Annotated in this window: 16 protein-coding genes; 9 read left to right on the top strand and 7 right to left on the bottom strand. The window is 72.4% G+C overall.

Features of this window, described 5'->3' with window-relative positions; translation table 11 throughout:
- Window positions 1-41 precede the first annotated feature (41 nt).
- From A5481_RS08975 to A5481_RS08960, 4 genes are all read right to left on the bottom strand, one after another.
- The gene (locus A5481_RS08975) at window positions 42-743 is read right to left on the bottom strand and encodes an NUDIX hydrolase (RefSeq protein WP_245239090.1); all 702 of its coding nucleotides are present in this window, start codon (window positions 741-743) and stop codon (window positions 42-44) included.
- Window positions 740-1,642 carry a PhzF family phenazine biosynthesis protein gene (locus A5481_RS08970; RefSeq protein WP_048436212.1) on the bottom strand — a complete coding sequence of 301 codons (903 nt, stop codon included), beginning with the start codon at window positions 1,640-1,642 and terminating at the stop codon, window positions 740-742. Before A5481_RS08970 ends, A5481_RS08975 begins: the two co-directional genes overlap by 4 nt.
- Before the next feature lie 93 nt (window positions 1,643-1,735).
- Entirely contained in the window at window positions 1,736-2,863 is a 1,128-nt protein-coding gene (locus A5481_RS08965; RefSeq protein ID WP_048436211.1) for a D-alanine--D-alanine ligase family protein, read from the bottom strand.
- 98 nt (window positions 2,864-2,961) lie between these two features.
- Complete coding sequence (locus A5481_RS08960; RefSeq protein WP_156312041.1) at window positions 2,962-3,891, bottom strand: LysR family transcriptional regulator; 930 nt, start codon at window positions 3,889-3,891, stop codon at window positions 2,962-2,964.
- Between the two features lie 181 nt (window positions 3,892-4,072).
- Between A5481_RS08960 and dctA the strand changes: the two genes are divergently transcribed.
- From dctA to A5481_RS08940, 4 genes are all read left to right on the top strand, one after another.
- On the top strand, window positions 4,073-5,407 hold the full coding sequence (gene dctA, locus A5481_RS08955; protein ID WP_048436209.1) for a C4-dicarboxylate transporter DctA: 1,335 nt from the start codon (window positions 4,073-4,075) through the stop codon (window positions 5,405-5,407).
- Between the two features lie 17 nt (window positions 5,408-5,424).
- The gene (locus A5481_RS08950) at window positions 5,425-6,684 is read left to right on the top strand and encodes an allantoate amidohydrolase (RefSeq protein WP_048436208.1); all 1,260 of its coding nucleotides are present in this window, start codon (window positions 5,425-5,427) and stop codon (window positions 6,682-6,684) included.
- A gap of 39 nt (window positions 6,685-6,723) precedes the next feature.
- The gene (locus A5481_RS08945) at window positions 6,724-7,137 is read left to right on the top strand and encodes a DUF3830 family protein (protein WP_048436207.1); all 414 of its coding nucleotides are present in this window, start codon (window positions 6,724-6,726) and stop codon (window positions 7,135-7,137) included.
- Window positions 7,138-7,276: 139 nt separating this feature from the next.
- The gene (locus A5481_RS08940; protein ID WP_064503887.1) at window positions 7,277-10,117 is read left to right on the top strand and encodes an ATP-binding protein; all 2,841 of its coding nucleotides are present in this window, start codon (window positions 7,277-7,279) and stop codon (window positions 10,115-10,117) included.
- A gap of 10 nt (window positions 10,118-10,127) precedes the next feature.
- Here A5481_RS08940 and A5481_RS08935 read toward each other — a convergent pair whose 3' ends face one another.
- Entirely contained in the window at window positions 10,128-11,009 is an 882-nt protein-coding gene (locus A5481_RS08935) for a beta-keto acid cleavage family enzyme (protein ID WP_064503886.1), read from the bottom strand.
- 122 nt (window positions 11,010-11,131) lie between these two features.
- On the opposite strand from A5481_RS08935, the gene A5481_RS08930 reads away from it, so the two are divergent.
- On the top strand, window positions 11,132-12,088 hold the full coding sequence (locus A5481_RS08930) for an acetamidase/formamidase family protein (protein WP_048433875.1): 957 nt from the start codon (window positions 11,132-11,134) through the stop codon (window positions 12,086-12,088).
- Here the strand turns inward: A5481_RS08930 and A5481_RS33380 are convergent.
- Window positions 11,986-13,275: a BAR domain-containing protein gene (locus A5481_RS33380; RefSeq protein WP_156311831.1), complete on the bottom strand. Its 1,290-nt coding sequence runs from the start codon at window positions 13,273-13,275 to the stop codon at window positions 11,986-11,988. The genes A5481_RS08930 and A5481_RS33380 overlap by 103 nt on opposite strands.
- Window positions 13,276-13,673: 398 nt before the next feature.
- Between A5481_RS33380 and A5481_RS08925 the strand changes: the two genes are divergently transcribed.
- Complete coding sequence (locus A5481_RS08925; RefSeq protein ID WP_048433876.1) at window positions 13,674-14,309, top strand: flavin reductase family protein; 636 nt, start codon at window positions 13,674-13,676, stop codon at window positions 14,307-14,309.
- Here A5481_RS08925 and A5481_RS08920 read toward each other — a convergent pair.
- On the bottom strand, window positions 14,306-14,977 hold the full coding sequence (locus A5481_RS08920) for an RraA family protein (protein WP_048433877.1): 672 nt from the start codon (window positions 14,975-14,977) through the stop codon (window positions 14,306-14,308). The genes A5481_RS08925 and A5481_RS08920 overlap by 4 nt on opposite strands.
- Before the next feature lie 159 nt (window positions 14,978-15,136).
- On the opposite strand from A5481_RS08920, the gene A5481_RS08915 reads away from it, so the two are divergent.
- From A5481_RS08915 to A5481_RS08905, 3 genes are all read left to right on the top strand, one after another.
- Window positions 15,137-15,955, top strand: a complete 819-nt coding sequence (locus tag A5481_RS08915; RefSeq protein ID WP_048433878.1) for an SDR family NAD(P)-dependent oxidoreductase — start codon at window positions 15,137-15,139, stop codon at window positions 15,953-15,955.
- A complete protein-coding gene (locus A5481_RS08910; RefSeq protein ID WP_048433879.1) occupies window positions 15,952-16,731 on the top strand; it encodes a 2-keto-4-pentenoate hydratase in 780 nt (259 codons plus the stop codon). Before A5481_RS08915 ends, A5481_RS08910 begins: the two co-directional genes overlap by 4 nt.
- A gap of 69 nt (window positions 16,732-16,800) precedes the next feature.
- The gene (locus A5481_RS08905) at window positions 16,801-17,070 is read left to right on the top strand and encodes a hypothetical protein (protein WP_053082361.1); all 270 of its coding nucleotides are present in this window, start codon (window positions 16,801-16,803) and stop codon (window positions 17,068-17,070) included.

Below are 17,070 nucleotides of genomic sequence, written 5' to 3'. Positions count from 1 at the left end.
CGGCTGTGAACCGTGGCGGGGCCTGTCGCGCGGGTCTCCGCTCAGGCCAGCACGCCGGCGAGGTAGTGCCGGACGAAGCCGGGCATCCGGGCGGAATCGAGATCCGCCGCCGCCCGCACAGGGACGATCGCCGACAGCTCCGGCTCGGCTTCCGCGGCGAGGTGGGCGTTGATCGTCGCCATCACCGCCGCCTCGTCCCGGCCGAGCGGCACCGGGCGCAGGAGCGCCATCAGGCCGCCGTCGCGGACGATCGCCCAGCCGGGATCCGGCCCGTCCGGGGCGGTCAGGCCGGTCTCCTCGCGCAGCTCGCGCAGCGCGCTCGCCGCGAGGTCGACGCGGCCATCCGCGCCGATATCGGTCGGGTCCGGCGTGCCGCAGGGAAAGTAGACCCGGCCCGCGGCGGCGGTGTGCGGGCCCATCTCGCCGAGGATGTAGGTGCCGTCGGACGTGCGCGGCACCACGGCGGCGAAGACGTTGAGCACGCTCGCGTCCGGGAAGCCCCAGTCCTTGAGGGCGGTGAGGGCGGCGTACTCGGCCTCGAACAGCTCGGCCGTGAGAACCCCGTCCGCGAGATCCCAGCGGCGCAGCATCAGCACCGTGCCGTTGAACATCGCCGGGCGCGCCGCCCGGCGCGCCTCCCAATGCGCCGCGATCCGCGCCCGGTTCTCCCGCGCCCAGGCCCAGTCATGCGCGACCATCCGGGCCTCGACGCGGCGCGCCGGGGTGACCGTGATCCCCGTCACAGGTGCAGCTCGCCCTCGGAGACGAGCACGGCGCTGCCGCCGATCTCGGCCGCCCGCAACGCCCCGTCCTCGATCGTGAGCTGGAGCGCGATCTCGCTCGGCCGGCCCATCTCGAACCCCTGCGCGATCGTGAGGTCGTGGGTGCCGCTGCCGAGCGGCTCGTGCTGCATCAGGGCGCCCGCGAAGGCCGCGACCGCGCCGCCGGTCGCCGGGTCCTCGGCGATGCCGGCGGCGGGCGCGAACATCCTGGCGCGGAAGCTGTGGCGCGGATCCCCGGTCTCGCCGGTGTAGAGGAAGACCTTGGCCCCCGGCCCGAGGGCCTCGGTCAGGGAATCGGCGCTCGCCCGCGCCCGCCCCAGGGCGTCGAGGTTCCGGACCGGGACGAGGTGGAACGGCGTGCCGGCGCTGTAGCGGCTCGGCCGGTGGCGGGAGAACCCGATCTCGGACGGCAGGAGGCCGAGCGCCCCGGCGAGGCGCGTCGCGTCCGGCTCCTCGCCCCAGCTCTCCGGCAGGCGCGGCAGGCGGAAGCGGGCTCGGCCGACGCGCTCGCCGGTCTCGACGACGCAGGGCACCACCCCGACCTGCTCCTCGAGCCCGAACGCCACCGCGTCGGCGACCTCCGCCCGCCGGTCGCCGAGGGCGAGCAGCACCGCGGTGCCCACCGTCGGGTGGCCCGCGAAGGCGAGCTCCTGGGTCGGCGTGAAGATCCGCAGCCGCGCCCGGTGCCGGCTCTCGGCCGGCGGCAGCACGAACACCGTCTCCGACAGGTTGAACTCGCGGGCGATGGCCTGCATCGCGGCCTCGTCCAGCCCCTCGGCCTCGAGCACCACCGCGAGCGGGTTGCCGGCGAGCGCGGTGTCGGTGAACACGTCCAGGGTGGCGTAGCGGCGTCCAGGCATCGATCCGTCCTTGTCCGAAGCGTGCGGCGAGGCAGCACGGATCGGGGGGCCGGTGCAAGCCCCGGCGGCGGGCGCCGCCGGGGAGATCCGGGATCAATCGGCGAATTCGCGCTTCAGGTCCCGCCGCGTCCGGTGCCGGTCGAGGGCGAGGTCCACGAGGCGGGTCAGGAGCTCCGGATACGAGACCCCCGAGGCCTCCATCATCTTCGGGTACATGCTGATCGAGGTGAAGCCCGGCAGGGTGTTGACCTCGTTGAGGGTGAAGGCGCCGCTCTGCCGGTCGAGGAAGAAGTCGACCCGGGCGAGCCCGCTGCATTCGAGCGCCTCGAACGCCTGGAGCGCCAGCCCCCGCACCCGCTCCATCTGCTCGGGCGAGATGCCGGCCGGCAGGTCGACGCTGGCGCCCTCGGGGTCGAGGTACTTGGCGGCGTAGGAATAGAAGTCGTGGTGTCCTTGCGGATTCAGCTCGCTCGCGACGCTGACGAAAGGCGGGTCGCCGTCGAGCACCGCCACCTCGATCTCGCGGGCGTCGATGCCCTGCTCGACCAGCACCTTGACGTCGTACCGGAACGCATCGGCGAGCGCCGCCGGCAGGGCGGCCCAGTCCTTGACCTTATGGATGCCGACGCTCGAGCCCATGTTGCAGGGCTTGACGAAGACCGGCAGCGACAGGGTCGCGGCGATCTCGTCAAGGGAGACCGCGCCGCGCTCGTAGGCCCGCCGGGTGAAGGCGCGGTAGGGCGCGATCGGGATGCCCGCGAGCCCGGCCAGCCGCTTGGTGACGTCCTTGTCCATGCCGACCGCCGAGGCCATCACGCCCGAGCCGACATAGGCGGTCTCGGTCAGCTCCAGCAGGCCCTGCAGGGTCCCGTCCTCGCAGAGCGGCCCGTGCAGGACCGGGAACACCACGTCGATCTCGGTGCGCGCGCGATCCCCGTCGAGGCCGACCACGGCGGCGCGTCCGCCCGACCCTTCCCCGGATCCTTGCGCCAGTCGCACCTCGGGGCTCTCGGGCGGGATGCTCAGGCTCTCGTCGCCGGTCTGCTCGATCCGGCGCAGGTCGTGGCGCTGCCAGCGCCCGGCCTTGTCGATGCTGACCGGGATCACCTCGAAGCGGGTGCGGTCGAGGTGGCGCACCACCGAGGCGGCGGAGCGCAGCGAGACCTCGTGCTCGCCGGATCTGCCGCCGTACAGGACGGCGACGCGGGTCTTCTCGGTCATGCGCGAACCCTCGGATTCCCTCAAGCAGCCCCGATCCCGCGGACCGCCTGGCCCCGCGCGGGGACCCTGCTTATCGCCCGGGGAAGATTTCAGAAACCCTACGAGCGGATCGACGAGGCGGAGCCGGGCGAGCCCGATGCGGCGGGGCCGGTCGGGCCGAGCTCGTCCCGCATCAGGGCGAGGAAGTTGCCGGTGACGGCGCTCGCCGGCGCCCGGTAGAGGGCGCAGACGTCGGCGACCGGGGCGGGAGAGGCGAGGCGGCGATAGGCGATGTCGGGCCGCGCCAGGGTGCCGATCGACTCGGGCACCAGGGCGACGCCGAGGCCCGCCGCCACGAGGTTCACCAGCGAGGCCGATTCGACCACCTGCTGCACCAGGTGCGGCGCGAAGCCGGCGGCGAGGCAGGCGTCGCGCAGGTAGGTCGCGAAGCGCGAATCGCGCAGGCGCAGCGACACGAAGGCCTCCCCGGCGAGATCGCCCAGGGCGATCTCGGCGCGGGCCGCGAGGCGGTGCCCCGCCGGCAGGGCGACGCCGACCGCCTCGGGCCAGGCCCGCACCGTCCGCAGGGTCGGGTCGTCCGGCGGGCGGCGCAGGAAGCCGAGATCGGTGCGATGGGCGTGGAGCGCCGCCGGCTGCTCGCCCGGCGGCATCTCGTGCAGGCGCACCAGCACCCCGGGATAACGCTCGCCGAAGCGGCGGATCAGCCGCCCCAGCGGCCCGGCCAGGATCGAGCCGGTGAGGCCGATATCGAGGGTGCCGGTGCGTCCGGCCCCGACGGCCCGGGCCTCGGCGCAGGCCTCCTCCACCTCCGCCAGGACGGCGCGGGCCCGGGACAGGAAGGCGCTGCCCGCCGGGGTCAGGGCGACGCTGCGGCTGGTGCGCCAGAGGAGCGGCGTGCCGAGCTCCGCCTCGAGGTCGCGGATCTGCTGGCTGAGCGGCGGCTGCGACACGCCGAGCCGCTCCGCCGCCGCGGTGAAGCTCAGGGACTCCGCCACCGCCACGAAGTAGCGCAGGTGCCGCAGCTCCACGGGCGACCGACTCCGAGAGGGGACGTTTCCGGACCGTATCCAGACGAAAGACGACTGGACCATACGCAACGGAATATTGGACGTCCAGGGCGCGGCGCCCCAACGGTTGGTCTTCGGTCCGGGCAGGAAAGAGGGCTGGGACGCCCCCGCCGGGACCGACATCCCCCGGGAAGGACCGCCGATGCCCCGCTTCCTCCGCTCGCTGTTCGGTCAGGTCGTCGTCGCCCTGGTGCTCGGCGTGGCGCTGGGGATCGTCCGGCCGGATCTCGCGGTGGCGCTGAAGCCGCTGGGCGACGGCTTCATCAAGCTCATCAAGATGGCGATCGCGCCGCTGGTCTTCGGCGTCGTGGTCCACGGCATCGTCGGGGCCGGCGACCTGCGCAAGGTCGGCCGCGTCGGCCTGAAGGCGCTGGTCTACTTCGAGGCGGTGACGACGATCGCCCTCCTGCTCGGCCTCGTCCTCGCCGACCTCGTCCGCCCGGGCGAGGGCATGGGGATCGACCCCGCCACCCTCGATGCCAGGCTGCTCGCCGGCTACACGGCGAATGTCGGCCAGGTCACCGACACCACCGGGTTCCTGCTCAAGCTCATCCCGACCACGATCTTCGATGCGTTCACCCGCGGCGACATCCTGCAGGTGCTGATCATCGCGGTGCTGTTCGGCGCCGGGCTGTCGCTCATCGGCGAGAGCGGCCGGCCGCTCGCCGCCTCGATCGAGCGCATCACCGCGGTTTTGTTCAAGATGATCGGCCTCATCGTCCGGCTGGCGCCCCTCGGCGTGCTCGGCGCGGTGGCGTTCACGGTCGGGCGCTACGGCGCCGGCTCGCTGCTGCAGCTGGCCAAGCTGGTCATGACGTTCTACGTCGGCGTCGCCCTGTTCGTGGTCGTGGTGCTCGGCGGCATCCTGCGGCTCTCCGGCTTCAGCCTGTTCAAGCTGCTCGCCTACCTGCGCGAGGAATTGCTGGTGGTGGCCGGCACCGCCTCGTCGGACAGCGTGCTGCCGCAGGTGATGCGCAAGCTCGAGGCGCTCGGCATCCGCGATTCGACCGTCGGCCTCGTCATCCCGACCGGCTACTCGTTCAACCTCGACGCCTTCTCGCTCTACCTCACCCTGGCGACGGTGTTCATCGCCCAGGCCACCGGCACGGCCCTGTCGTTCCACGACCTCGCGCTGATCCTCGGCATCTCGCTCCTCACCTCGAAGGGCGCGCACGGCGTCCCGGGCTCGGCGATCGTGGTGCTGGCCGCCACGCTCTCGGCGGTGCCGGCGATCCCGGTGATCGGCCTCGTGCTGGTGCTCTCGGTCGACTGGTTCATCGGCATCGCCCGGGCGCTCGGCAACCTCGTCGGCAACTGCGTGGCGACCGTGGTGGTGGCGGCCTGGGAGGGCGACATCGACCGCGAGCGCGCCCGCCGGGTCCTCGACGGCGAGGTCGTTGCGTCGACCGACGCCGTGCTGGCCGCGCCGGTCGAGGCTGGACAGCCCTCCGCCCCGGCCATACCCCGGGCGCACTGATCGGACACGGGACCGCCATGCAGCACACCGGCACGACCCTCGGCGCGGGCGTGATGGCCCGCCTCGACGAACTCGCGCGCCACAGCGCCGATCCCGACGGGCTCACCCGCCTCTACCTCACCCCCGCCCACGATGCCGCCGCCCGGCAGGTCGCGGCCTGGATGGAGGAGGCCGGGATGAGCGTGCGGCGCGACGCCGCCGCCACGGTGATCGGCCGCTACGAGGCGGCGATCCCCGGTGCCCCGACCCTGCTCCTCGGCTCGCACATCGACACCGTGCGCGATGCCGGCCGCTACGACGGCAACCTCGGCGTCGTGGTGGCGATCGCCGCCGTCGAGGCGCTGCACCGGACGGCCGAGCGCCTGCCCTTCGCGATCGAGGTGCTGGCCTTCGGCGACGAGGAGGGGGTGCGCTTCCCCGTCACCCTCACCGGCTCGCGGGCGCTCGCCGGGCTGGTCGGACCCGGCTTCCTGGACGCCCGCGACGCCGACGGGGTGAGCCTGGGGCAGGCGCTGACCGGTTTCGGCTGCGACCCCGCCGGCCTTCCCGCCCTCGCCCGGGATCCCGCCGCGACGCTCGGCTACCTCGAGGTCCATATCGAGCAGGGACCGGTCCTGGAGGATGCGGGGCTGCCGGTCGGCATCGTCACGGCGATCGCCGGGGCGAGCCGCCTCGTCGTCACCGTCGAGGGCCGGGCCGGACACGCCGGCACGGTGCCGATGCGTCTGCGCCGCGACGCCCTTGCGGCCGCCGCCGAGATGGTGCTGGCGGTCGAGGCCGAGGCGAACGCCGCGCCCGACCTCGTCGCCACGGTCGGCCAGATCGAGGTGCCGCGGGGTGCCGTCAACGTCATCCCGGCCCGCACCCGGTTCAGCCTCGACCTGCGCAGCCCGAGCGACGCCGTGCGCCACGCCGCACTGGCGCGCCTGCGCGAGACCTGGGAGGCGATCGCCGCGCGCCGCGGCGTGAGCGTGAGTGCGCAGGGCAGCTACGACGAGCTCGCCGCCGCCTGCGCGCCCGGGCTGACGGACGCGCTCGCCGACGGGATCGCGCGGCTGGGCCTCGGCCCCTTGCGCCTGCCGAGCGGGGCCGGCCATGACGGCCTCGCGCTCGCCGGCCTGTGCCCGATCGCGATGCTGTTCGTGCGCTGCGCCGGCGGGCTCAGCCACTCCCCGGCCGAATCGGTCACGGAGGCCGACGTCGACGTCGCGACGCGCCTGCTCGTCGACGTGCTGCGGCATCTGCGGCCGGATTCCTTGGCCCGGTCCTCGCTTTAGAGGCCGGCCCCCGATCCACACCCAACCAGGAGAATCCCCGTGACGGAACTGAAGATCAAGGCCGGCCCGTTCGACCTCGTCGGCCGGCTCGAGCTCGAGAAGGCGCCCCAGACCTGCGCCGCCTTCCTCAAGGCGCTGCCCTTCGTCAGCGAGGTCATCCACGTGCGCTGGAGCGGCGAGGGCGTGTGGATGCCCCTCGGCGACCTCGATTTCGGCGTCGGCTACGAGAACCACACCAGCTACCCGGCGCCGGGCCAGATGATCCTCTATCCGGGCGGCATCAGCGAGACCGAGATCCTGCTCGCCTATGGCGGCGTCCACTTCGCCAGCAAGGTCGGCCAGCTCGCCGGCAACCACTTCCTGACCATCACCACCGGCATCGAGCACGTCTACGACCTCGGCCGCATGACGCTGCTCAAGGGCGCCCAGCCGATCCGGTTCGAGGCGATGTAACGGCCCGATCGCCGTCCCACCGCCACGCTTGCTCTGACAAGATCCCCTTGCGGCGGGGCGGCCCGCCTCGTACGCCTGACGGGCAGCCCGCCCGGGAGCCCTCGCGCGGCTCCCGGACGGCGCGCGGGGCGCTTGAGAGATGAACCTGAAACGGTCCTACCGCAGTCTCGTCGTCGGCGTCTGGGCGGGCGTGCTGACGACCTGCCTCGGGCTTGCCACGGTCACGGTCTGGACCGACACCCGCGACTACGAGCGCACGATCCGCGACGCCCGCAGCACCGCCGAGGCGGTGGTGCAGGCGCTGGGCCAGGAGGCGAACCGCCTCGTCTCCTCGGTCGACATGCTGCTCAGCGCCGCCGCCGCCCGGGTCGACGCGCACACCTTCGGGGCGAGCCCGACCTATACCCGCCAGCTCCTCTCCGGCCTGATGGCCCACATCCCGGCGGTGATGGCCGTGCGGGTGCTCGACGGCACCACCGCCGGCGTGCTGTTCGGGCAGGGCGGGGTCGGCGCCGAGGGCCGCTCGACCGATGCGGAGCTGGTGCGCGCCGCCCTGGCGGTGGGCCAGTCCGAACTCGCCATCGGCTGGCCGACCCGGATCGGGCCGGCCGATTCCTGGTTCGTCAGCGTCGCCCGGATGGTGATGCCGCGCCCGGGCGAGACGCCCCTCGTCGCGGTGGCCGACCTCTCGCTCACCGAGCTGCAGCGGCTCTACGGCCAGCTCGACCTCGGGCCGAACGGCGCCATCGGCCTCCTGCGCAGCGACGGCGTGATCCTGGTGCGCCATCCCTACGTGCCGGACAAGGTGGGCCTGAGCGTCGCCGGCGGCACCCTGATGCGGGCGGCGGCCGGGGCGGCCGGCGGCACCTACGAGGGCAGCGCCTCGCCGATCGACGGCGTGCCGCGCTACGGCAGCTTCCAGCGCGTCTCCGGCGCGCCGCTCCTCGTCACCACCGGCGTCTCGAAGGACGAGACGCTCGCGGCCTGGCGCGACGGCGTCCGGCAGGACGCCGCGGTGGTGCTCGGGATCAGCACCGTGCTGGTCGGCCTCGGCTTCGGGCTGACCCGGGCGCTGACGCGCCACCGCGACCTCGAGGCGGAGGCGCGCCGCGCCGCCGGCATGCTCTCGGCCGGCGAGGCGCGCTACCGCTTGCTCGCCGAGAACACCAGCGAGCTGATCGTGCTCGCCCACGACGACGGCCGGCGCAGCTACGTCTCGCCGGCGGTGCGGCGCCTCCTCGGCTACACGCCGGAGGAGGCCGTCGCGATGCGCCTGCGCGACGGCGTCCACCGCGAGGACCTCGCCCTGCTGGTGACCCAGGCCCGTCGCCTCGCCGCCGGCGAGCCGCAGGTCAGCGTGGTCTGCCGCGCCCGTCACCGGACGGGGGGGTGGGTCTGGGTCGAGGGGGCGTTCCGGCGTATCCCCGGCGCCGCGCCCGGCGAGCCCGCGATCATCGCGACCTTCCGCGACGTCGGCGAGCGCCAGCGCCACGCCCGCGCGCTCGAGGAGGCGCGGATCACCGCCGAGCGGGCGAGCCAGGCCAAGACCGACTTCCTCGCCTCGATGAGCCACGAGATCCGCACGCCGCTGAACGGCGTCATCGGCTATGCCGACCTCCTGCTCGCCGACCGCACCCTGCCGGGCCGGCACCGGCGCTACGTCGACCGGATCGCCGCGGCGGGCGGGGCGCTGCTGACCGTCGTCGACGACATCCTCGACTTCTCGCGCATCGAGGCCGGCGGCATCGCGCTCGCCGAGGTGCCCTTCGCCCCCGCGGCGCTGGTCGACAACGCCGCCTCGATCGTGCGCGGCCTGTCCGAGCCCAAGGGCCTCGCCCTCGACGTCGCCCTCGATTCCGCGGTGCCGGACTGGGTCCGGGGCGATCCCGACCGCCTGCGCCAGATCCTGCTCAACCTCCTCAACAACGCGGTCAAGTTCACCCCCGCCGGCCGGGTCGCGGTGCGGGTCGAGGTCGAGGCAGAGGGGGGTGCCCTGCGCTTCTCGGTCTCCGACACCGGCATCGGCATCGCCCCCGAGCAGCACGGCCGCCTGTTCCAGCGCTTCAGCCAGGTCGACGGCTCGATCCGCCGGCAATACGGCGGCAGCGGCTTGGGGCTGGCCATCTGCAAGGGCCTCGTCGAGCTGATGGGCGGCGCGATCGGCGTCGACAGTCGGCCGGGCGCCGGCTCGACCTTCTGGTTCCGGGTGAGGCTGCCGGCCTGCCCGGCCCCGGCGGCGGAGGAGGCCGAGGGACGGCCCGCGCCGGTGCGCCCGGCCCGCCTCCTCCTCGTCGAGGACGTGCCGATCAACCAGGACCTCGCCCGGGCGGTGCTGGAGGCCGACGGCCACGGCGTCGACGTCGCCGGCGACGGCGCGGCGGCGATCGAGGCGGTGCGGGCGCGCCCCTACGACCTCGTGCTGATGGACGTGCAGATGCCCGGCATGGACGGGATCACCGCCACGAAGATGATCCGGGCGATGCCCGCGCCGGTCGGGCGCGTGCCGATCGTCGCGATGACCGCCAACGTGCTGCCGGCCCAGCTCGAGACCTTCCGGGCCGCCGGCATGGACGGCCATGTCGGCAAGCCGTTCAAGCGTGCCGAGCTCGCCGCGGCGATCGCCCGGCACCGCGCCGACGGCGGCGGCCCCGTCCCGGTCCCGGCGCTGGTCGACGTCGAGGCCTTCGCGCAGGCCCGCACGCTGATGGGCCCGGAGCGGATCGACGGCCTGCTCGGGATGCTGGCGGCCGAGCTGGAGCAGCGCTTCCGCGCCCGCAGCGGCGACCGCGCCGGCCTCGCCCACGACGCCCACGCGATGATCTCCGCCGCCGGGCTCCTCGGCTTCACCGGCCTGTCCGACCTCTGCCGCGAGATCGAGGAAGCCTGCCTCGCCGGCGCCGACCTGCCGGACCTGCAGCGCCGGATCGAGGCGGCCCGGGCGGCGGCGCTGGCGCAGATCGAGACGTTGCGGGCGGCGTGAGAGCGGAGGGTCAACCCGCCCCGTCCCGCTCCGCCAGATCCCGCCGCACGGCCTCCGCCCCCGCGACCGTCCCGCCCGCCGCCTCGATCGCGCGGCGCGCCGCCGCGACCCAGTCGCGGTTGCCCCGCTCCGATCCCCACGGCGCATCCTCGAGCCCGACCCTGACATGGCCGCCGCGGGCGACCGCCGCCGGCACCAGCGGCAGGATGTCGACGCCGAGGCCCGCCACCATCCAGGGGGCGCCCGGCGCGCATTCGGCGAGCAGCGCCAGGTGCGCGTCGAGGTAGCCCGGACGCGGCGGGAAGCCCCAGGCGAACTCGTCCGAGAACATGAAGCGGTAGACCGGCACCGGCGGGCGCGGCTCCAGGTCGGCCAGCGCCGCGCCCAGGCGGGTGAAGCCCGGCTCGTAGATGGCGTAGCCGGGCCGGATCCGGTGGGTGCGGGCGATGCGCAGGCCCTCGCGGATGTCGGCCATCGGGTTCTGGTAGATGAAGCCGCTCTCCTCGTCCGACGCCTCGTCGTGGCGCAGGAAGGTGGTCGAGCCCGGATCGCACACCGCCCACTCGATCAGGCCGCGCCGGGCCAGCTCTTCCGTGTGGGCGTAGCGGATCGCCGCGCTGGCGGCATAGTCGGAGCCGGCGAGGGGAATGGTCGGGTAGACGATCGCGTCGGACTTCGCCCGGATGCCCTCGATGATGCGGGCATAGGTCTCCCAGGCGTCGTTCTGGCGCCCGGTCTGCGCGTCGTAGGCGTGGACGTGGACGATCGCCGCGCCCTCCGCCACCGCCGCGAGCCCGTCGGCCACCACCTCGTCGACGGTGATCGGGATGCCGGGCTGGCGCTCGCGCCCCCACGGCCCGTTCAGGGCCGCCTCGATCCAGGTCTCCGCCATGACTGCCTCCCGCCGGTTTTGGGGCATCATGCGCCGGACGCGCGCTCCTGTCTGCGGTCCGGCTCGGCTCTTGCAAGCCCGCCAGGCGCTGACACACTCCGGTCCCGCCTCCGGGAGGATCTATGTCCCGTCATCACGAGATCCCCGCCACCCCCGACACGATGGTGCTGGGCTATTTCGATGCCGCCCTGCCGCCGGTGCTGACGGTCGAGTCCGGCGACACCGTCACGCTGCATTCCCACCCGGCCGGCGGGCGAGCCTCGCTCCATCCCGATCCCGCCCGCCACCCGGCCGACTACCTCGAGGCGCTTGACGCGCTCTCGCCCGGCATCGGCCCGCACTTCGTCACCGGGCCGGTCCATGTCCGCGGCGCGGTGCCGGGCGACGTGCTGCAGGTCGACATCCTCGACCTCAAGTTCCGGATGGATTGGGGCTTCGTGGCGATCCTGCCGCTCCTCGGTACGCTGCCGGACGAGTTCGAGGATTACGAGACGATCCACCCGGACATCGATGCCGCGCGCGGCGTCGCGGTGCTGCCCTGGGGCACGGAACTGCCGCTCGACCCGTTCTTCGGCATCCTGGCGACATCGCCGCCGCCGGCCTGGGGCCGGGTGACTTCGCCGGTGCCGCGCCGCTTCGGCGGCAACATGGACAACAAGGAGCTGAAGGCCGGCACCACCCTGTACCTGCCGGTCTTCGCGGAGGGGGCGGGGTTCTATGCCGGCGACGGCCACGGCGTGCAGGGCGACGGCGAGGTCTGCATCACCGCGCTCGAGACCGGGCTCACCGGCACGTTCCGGCTCACGGTGCGCAAGGACTTGGCGAAAGACCTGGCCCTCGACTGGCCCTTCGCCGAGACGCCGACCGACCTGATGTCGATCGGCCTGCACGAGAGCCTCGACGAGGCGATGCGCCAGGCGGTCCGCGAGATGATCCGCCACGTCTGCGCCCGCACCGCGCTCACCCGCAACCAAGCCTACATGCTGTGCTCGCTCGCCGGCAACCTGCGCATCACGCAGACGGTGGACGGCAACAAGGGGGTGCACATGCTGCTGCCGAAAGCTGCGCTGCCGTCATGACGCGAGGCCGCGAAGGGACCACGCGCCCAGGTCTTTCTTAATCGGTCTTTAACAGGCGATGATGCGCTCCGACGTCGTTGCCGGAGTGATCTCGACCATCCTTTCCTTGACGAAAGGCTCGTCCACGGCCATATTTGAAAGGCTCGGTCGAGATATTTCGACGGCGAAAGGAGGAGTCGATGCGGATGCTCGATAGAATTGGAGTTTAGATCAAGGGGGGGCGGAGTGGGCGCACTGACAATCGAGTTGAACTCATCGGTTTTGACAAGTTCTGATAAGTCTTCGTCGCCCCGCATCTGATTGATCTCAAATGCAGGGTCGCTCGCGTGCATGAGGCATGCCCTGGCATCCGCGAGGGCCAGCTGCCGATCCGCGGCGTTGCTGTTTTTCAAAAATCGCAATTCATGATAGCACGTTCTGTTAAAATAGGCGGCAATGAAATTGTGATCTTTCGGCATTTCCTTGTTTTCGTATTTCATGATCAGCATGTCGAGCGTGACGATCGCGCTGTCGAGTGAAATCTTGAACCTCTGCAATCTGGCGATGTTGATCCAGAGTGCGCTCGTGGCGGTACCTTGTCTCGCCAGATCCTCGGCGCGCTTGAGCTGACTTGCCCAATCTTGAGGATCTGTATCTTTCGCGCAGGCTTTTATCAGTTCGTTGTTCAGGTTGATCGTATCCCTGAGTTCATTGTATCTTTGCTCGGCTTCGATCCTGGCATTGTTCGCCTGCGTGATCGCTTCCTGCGCGCTTCTGACGGCGGATTGCGCTTCGTCTCGAACCTCCTCGACTTGATGTCCGACGCGGGACATCTTGTTATCAACCTCGGACAATTGCCTTTCGAGGTTGCCGACCATGCGAGGCAGGAGGCTCTGTGCGCCGAAGCCCGCGATGACGCTGACCGAGATCACTCGGAGATACTCGTTGAGCGTGTTGAACTCGTTCAATCCGCCGATCGCGGCGATGAAGAACAGGAACGCGATCGATCCGCCCGCTCCGATCAGGCAGCTCTGGAATTTGGAGGGATAGGCGAACCAGGTCGTGTCCGGATTGTCCGATCTCAGGGCTCTGGATTTCTCGTTGTTGATGAGGTGGCCGACGAGTCCGCCGAAGGAGCCGCAGACGAAGCTCGTCAGGATGATCTTCGTCAGCGCCGGGTTGAAGAATGCGTCCATCGCACCCTGCATGGGATCGATCCGTCGTCGAGGGGGGGTGAATTTGCACGCGACCCTCGTCGGATCAAATTTTTTAAGCACTAACTCGTAAACATGATAACATATTGCAAGTATATTATGGATGATCTGAAGGCGTTACGATACCGCTCGTGAGTTCACGGATGCGCCAGGGCGGCAGGCCGGATCGACGGTTGCGGCACCGAAGTTCTATCGTCGAAGTCTGGCCGTGGTCGGCGTATGATCGAGGGAGAGGCCTTCCGCGTGAGGCAGGAGGCGGCGCGTCGTCGGCTCGATCGTGCGAGGCGGGAGGGTCGGTCGGCCGGGCCGTCCCGCACGGTCTCGGTCCTCCGGCGCGTGGCCTGCAACTTGCGCGCGCCTCTCCGACGCTGCCTCACCCTCAACGGAATCCGATGGACCTCCGCTTCGACGACCTGCCCGCCCGCGACCGCTACCGCCTGCTCACCGCCCTCGTCACCCCGCGGCCGATCGCGCTGGTGACCACGCGCTCGAGGAGCGGCATCGACAACGCGGCCCCGATCAGCTTCTTCCAGGTGCTGGCCGAGGAGCCGCCGATCGTGGCCCTCAGCTTCAACCTGCGCTCCGACGGGACGCTCAAGGACACGCCCCGCGCCATCGCCGAGACCGGCGAATTCGTGGTCAACCTCGTGGATGAAGCGCTGGTCGCGGCGATGACGGTCTGCGCCGCCGAGTTCCCGCCCGGCGAGAGCGAGATCCCGGCGGCGGGGCTGACGCTCCTGCCCTGCACCGGCGTCGCGCCCCGCCGGATCGCCGAGGCGCCGGCGAGCCTCGGCTGCCGCACCCACACGGTGATCGACCTCTCCCCCGAGCGAAGGATCGTGCTCGGGCAGGTGGTGTCGCTGCAGGCCAACCCCGACCTGTTCACCCCGGACGGGCGCCACCTGCGCGATGGCGCCTTCCTGCCGGTCGGCCGGCTCTACGGCGACCTCTACGCCCGCACCGGGGACCGCTTCGCGGTGCCCCGGGTCACGGTCGAGGAAGCGCGGGGGCAGGAACCGGGACGTTAGCCCCGGACCGCGTCCGGCACGGCGAAGACGGCGAGCGTCGTCTCGCCGGCCGAGAGCCGCTTCTCCCAGCCGATCTCGGCGCGCGCCCGCTCCTCGGCCTTGGCGATCAGGCCGTCCGCCGCCTCGCGCGGGATCACCACGACGCCGTCGTCGTCGCCGAGGATCAGGTCGCCGGGGCGGACCGGCGCGCCGCCGATCGTGACCGCCGCGTTGACCGTGCCGCCGTCCTTCGAGGCGGGCCCGCGGGCGGTGACGTGGCGGGTGAACACCGCGAAGTCGCCCCAGCCGCCGAGGATCCCGGTGTCGCGCACCGCCCCGTCGGCGACGAGCCCGACGATGCCCTTGCGCCGCGCCGCGGTCGAGAGCAGGTCGCCGATCATCGCGACGTCGCCCCGGCCCCCGGCATCGATCACCACCACGTCGCCGGCCTCGGCCACCGCGATGGCGTGGTGCACGGCGCCGTAATCCTTCGGCTCGCACAGCGCAGTGACGGCGCTGCCGAGGAGCGCCGGCCCGCCGGCGATGCGCCGCAGCGGCCGGATCGCCGGATCGACCTGGGTGCGGCCCTCCAGCAGGTCGACCACCACCGCGACCGGCACGGCGGAAAACCGCGCGATCAGGTCGGCGGGCAGGCGGGGCGGGGTCTCGGCGATGATGCGGGTCGGCATGGCGTCTCCTCCTGGGACCGTCGTCGCTCTGGCCGTCTTCGCTTTGCGGCCGCTCGCCGATCTCTATAGGGTGCCGGGCACCGCGCCGACAGGCGCGGAGCAAGCAAGAATTCGATGCGCCGACGGGCGCGAACGACGAACGACGCAGGGAGGATCACCATGGCGGAGGGCGGGAGCGCCCCGGGCTCGCGGCGGCTCGAGGGCAAGGTGGCGCTGCTGTTCGGCGCCGGCTCGGCGGGGCCGGGCTGGGGCAACGGCAAGGCCGCGGCGGTGACCTTCGCGCGCCACGGCGCCCGGGTGGTCTGCGTCGACGTGCGGCGCGAGGCGGCGGAGGAGACCGCCGAGATCATCCGCCGCGAGGACGGCGCCGCCACGGCGGCCGCTTGCGACGCCACCGATTCGGGCGCGGTCGCGGCCCTCGTCGCCGAGGTGATGGCTGCGCAAGGCCGCATCGACGTGCTGCACAACAACGTCGGCTACGCCCAGATGGGCGGGCCGGTCGAGCTGAGCGAGGCCGACTGGCACCGCACCCTCGACCTCAACCTCACCACCTGCTTCCTCACCTGCAAGCACGTGCTGCCGCACATGCTGGCGCAGCGCGCGGGCAGCATCGTCAACATCTCGTCGGCGGCGGCGATCCGCTACACCGGATACCCCTACGCGGCGTACTACGCCGCGAAGGCCGCGGTGAACAACTTCACCCTGGGGCTCGCGCTGCAATACGCGAAGGACGGGATCCGGGCGAACGCGATCATGCCCGGGCTGATGAACACGCCGCTGATCCACCAGCAGATCTCCGGCCAGTACCAGGACCCGGACGAGATGGTGCGCGCCCGCGACGCCGCCTGCCCGATGGGCCGGATGGGCACCGCCTGGGACGTCGCCAACGCCGCCCTGTTCCTCGCCTCCGACGAGGCGGCCTACATCACCGGCGTGGCGCTCCCCGTCGACGGCGGCCTGACCGGGAGGGTCGCGTGACGCTCCAGGCCGCCTCCGACCTGCTCTGGCAGCACTGGCGCGAGGGCCGCCTGCTCGACGCCCTGCCGCCCGAGCTCGCGCCTGCCGATCGCGCCGCCGCCTACCGGATCCAGGCGCTGCTGGAGCCGCGCAGCGCCTCGACCCTCTACGGCTGGAAGATCGCCGCGACGAGCCTCGCCGGCCAGCGCCATATCGGCGCCGACGGGCCGCTCGCCGGGCGACTGCTCGCCGAGCAGGTCCTGTCGCCGGACGACGTGGTGCCGCTCGCCGGCAACCAGATGCGGGTGGCCGAGCCCGAGGTGGCGTTCCGGATCGGCCGCGACCTGCCGCCTCGCCCCGAGCCCTACACCGTCGAGGAGGTGATGGCGGCGGTGGAGGCGGCCCATCCGGCGATCGAGTTCCCGGATTCGCGGCTCGCCGCCTTCGAGAGGGCAGGGGAGGCGGCGCTGATCGCCGACAATGCCTGCGCCCACCTCTTCGTCCTCGGCCCGCCCGCGCCCGAGGGCTGGCGCAGCCTCGACCTCGCCGCCATGCCGACCCGGATCGCCGCGGAGGGGAGGGCGCCCCATGACGGCCGCGGCGGCAACGCCCTCGACGACCCGCGCCTCGCGCTCACCTGGCTCGCCAATGCCCTGTCGGGCCAGGGGATCACCCTGCGCGCCGAGGAGATCGTCACCACCGGCACCACCACGGTGCCGCTCCCGGTCGCGCCGGGGGACGTGGTGAGGGCGGAGCTCGGGGACCTGGGTGCGCTGACGGTGCGGGTCGGGGCGTAGCCTGCGGAGCACCCGGGTCGTGGCGGCCCTCGACCGCTCCTCCGCCGGCGGGCCTTGCGGCGAACGGGCGTGATCGTTCCGCGCAGGTCCGCCCTCCTGCCGCTGCGCCTCGCCCTCTGCGCCGTCCTCGCGCTCGGCAGCGTTCCGGGACGGGCGGCGGAGACGATGCGGACATCCGGCATGCAGGCGCCGGACCCCCTCTGGCCCGCGGCTCCGATCATGCGGCGCGACCCGATGCTCGACGCCTGTCGGGTGATCGTGGCGGGAGCGGGCTTCGGCGGCTTCAACGCCCTCGCGGCCGGCGCGTCCGGGCCATGGTCAATGTCCTCGGCGGCGTGA

The sequence above is a fragment of the Methylobacterium platani genome, from assembly GCF_001653715.1.
GTDB lineage: Bacteria > Pseudomonadota > Alphaproteobacteria > Rhizobiales > Beijerinckiaceae > Methylobacterium > Methylobacterium platani.
Note: the sequence above shows the minus strand (reverse complement) of the source record. Positions and strands in the feature narration are given on the sequence as shown.

Bases quoted from the DNA above. Each gene is read 5' to 3' on its own strand.
- A5481_RS08970 (WP_048436212.1), bottom strand. From the start codon at position 1,642: ATGCCTGGACGCCGCTACGCCACCCTGGACGTGTTCACCGACACCGCG.
- A5481_RS08965 (WP_048436211.1), bottom strand. From the start codon at position 2,863: ATGACCGAGAAGACCCGCGTCGCCGTCCTGTACGGCGGCAGATCCGGC.
- dctA (WP_048436209.1), top strand. From the start codon at position 4,073: ATGCCCCGCTTCCTCCGCTCGCTGTTCGGTCAGGTCGTCGTCGCCCTG.
- A5481_RS08950 (WP_048436208.1), top strand. From the start codon at position 5,425: ATGCAGCACACCGGCACGACCCTCGGCGCGGGCGTGATGGCCCGCCTC.
- A5481_RS08940 (WP_064503887.1), top strand. From the start codon at position 7,277: ATGAACCTGAAACGGTCCTACCGCAGTCTCGTCGTCGGCGTCTGGGCG.
- A5481_RS08935 (WP_064503886.1), bottom strand. From the start codon at position 11,009: ATGGCGGAGACCTGGATCGAGGCGGCCCTGAACGGGCCGTGGGGGCGC.
- A5481_RS08930 (WP_048433875.1), top strand. From the start codon at position 11,132: ATGTCCCGTCATCACGAGATCCCCGCCACCCCCGACACGATGGTGCTG.
- A5481_RS33380 (WP_156311831.1), bottom strand. From the start codon at position 13,275: ATGCAGGGTGCGATGGACGCATTCTTCAACCCGGCGCTGACGAAGATC.
- A5481_RS08925 (WP_048433876.1), top strand. From the start codon at position 13,674: ATGGACCTCCGCTTCGACGACCTGCCCGCCCGCGACCGCTACCGCCTG.
- A5481_RS08920 (WP_048433877.1), bottom strand. From the start codon at position 14,977: ATGCCGACCCGCATCATCGCCGAGACCCCGCCCCGCCTGCCCGCCGAC.
- A5481_RS08915 (WP_048433878.1), top strand. From the start codon at position 15,137: ATGGCGGAGGGCGGGAGCGCCCCGGGCTCGCGGCGGCTCGAGGGCAAG.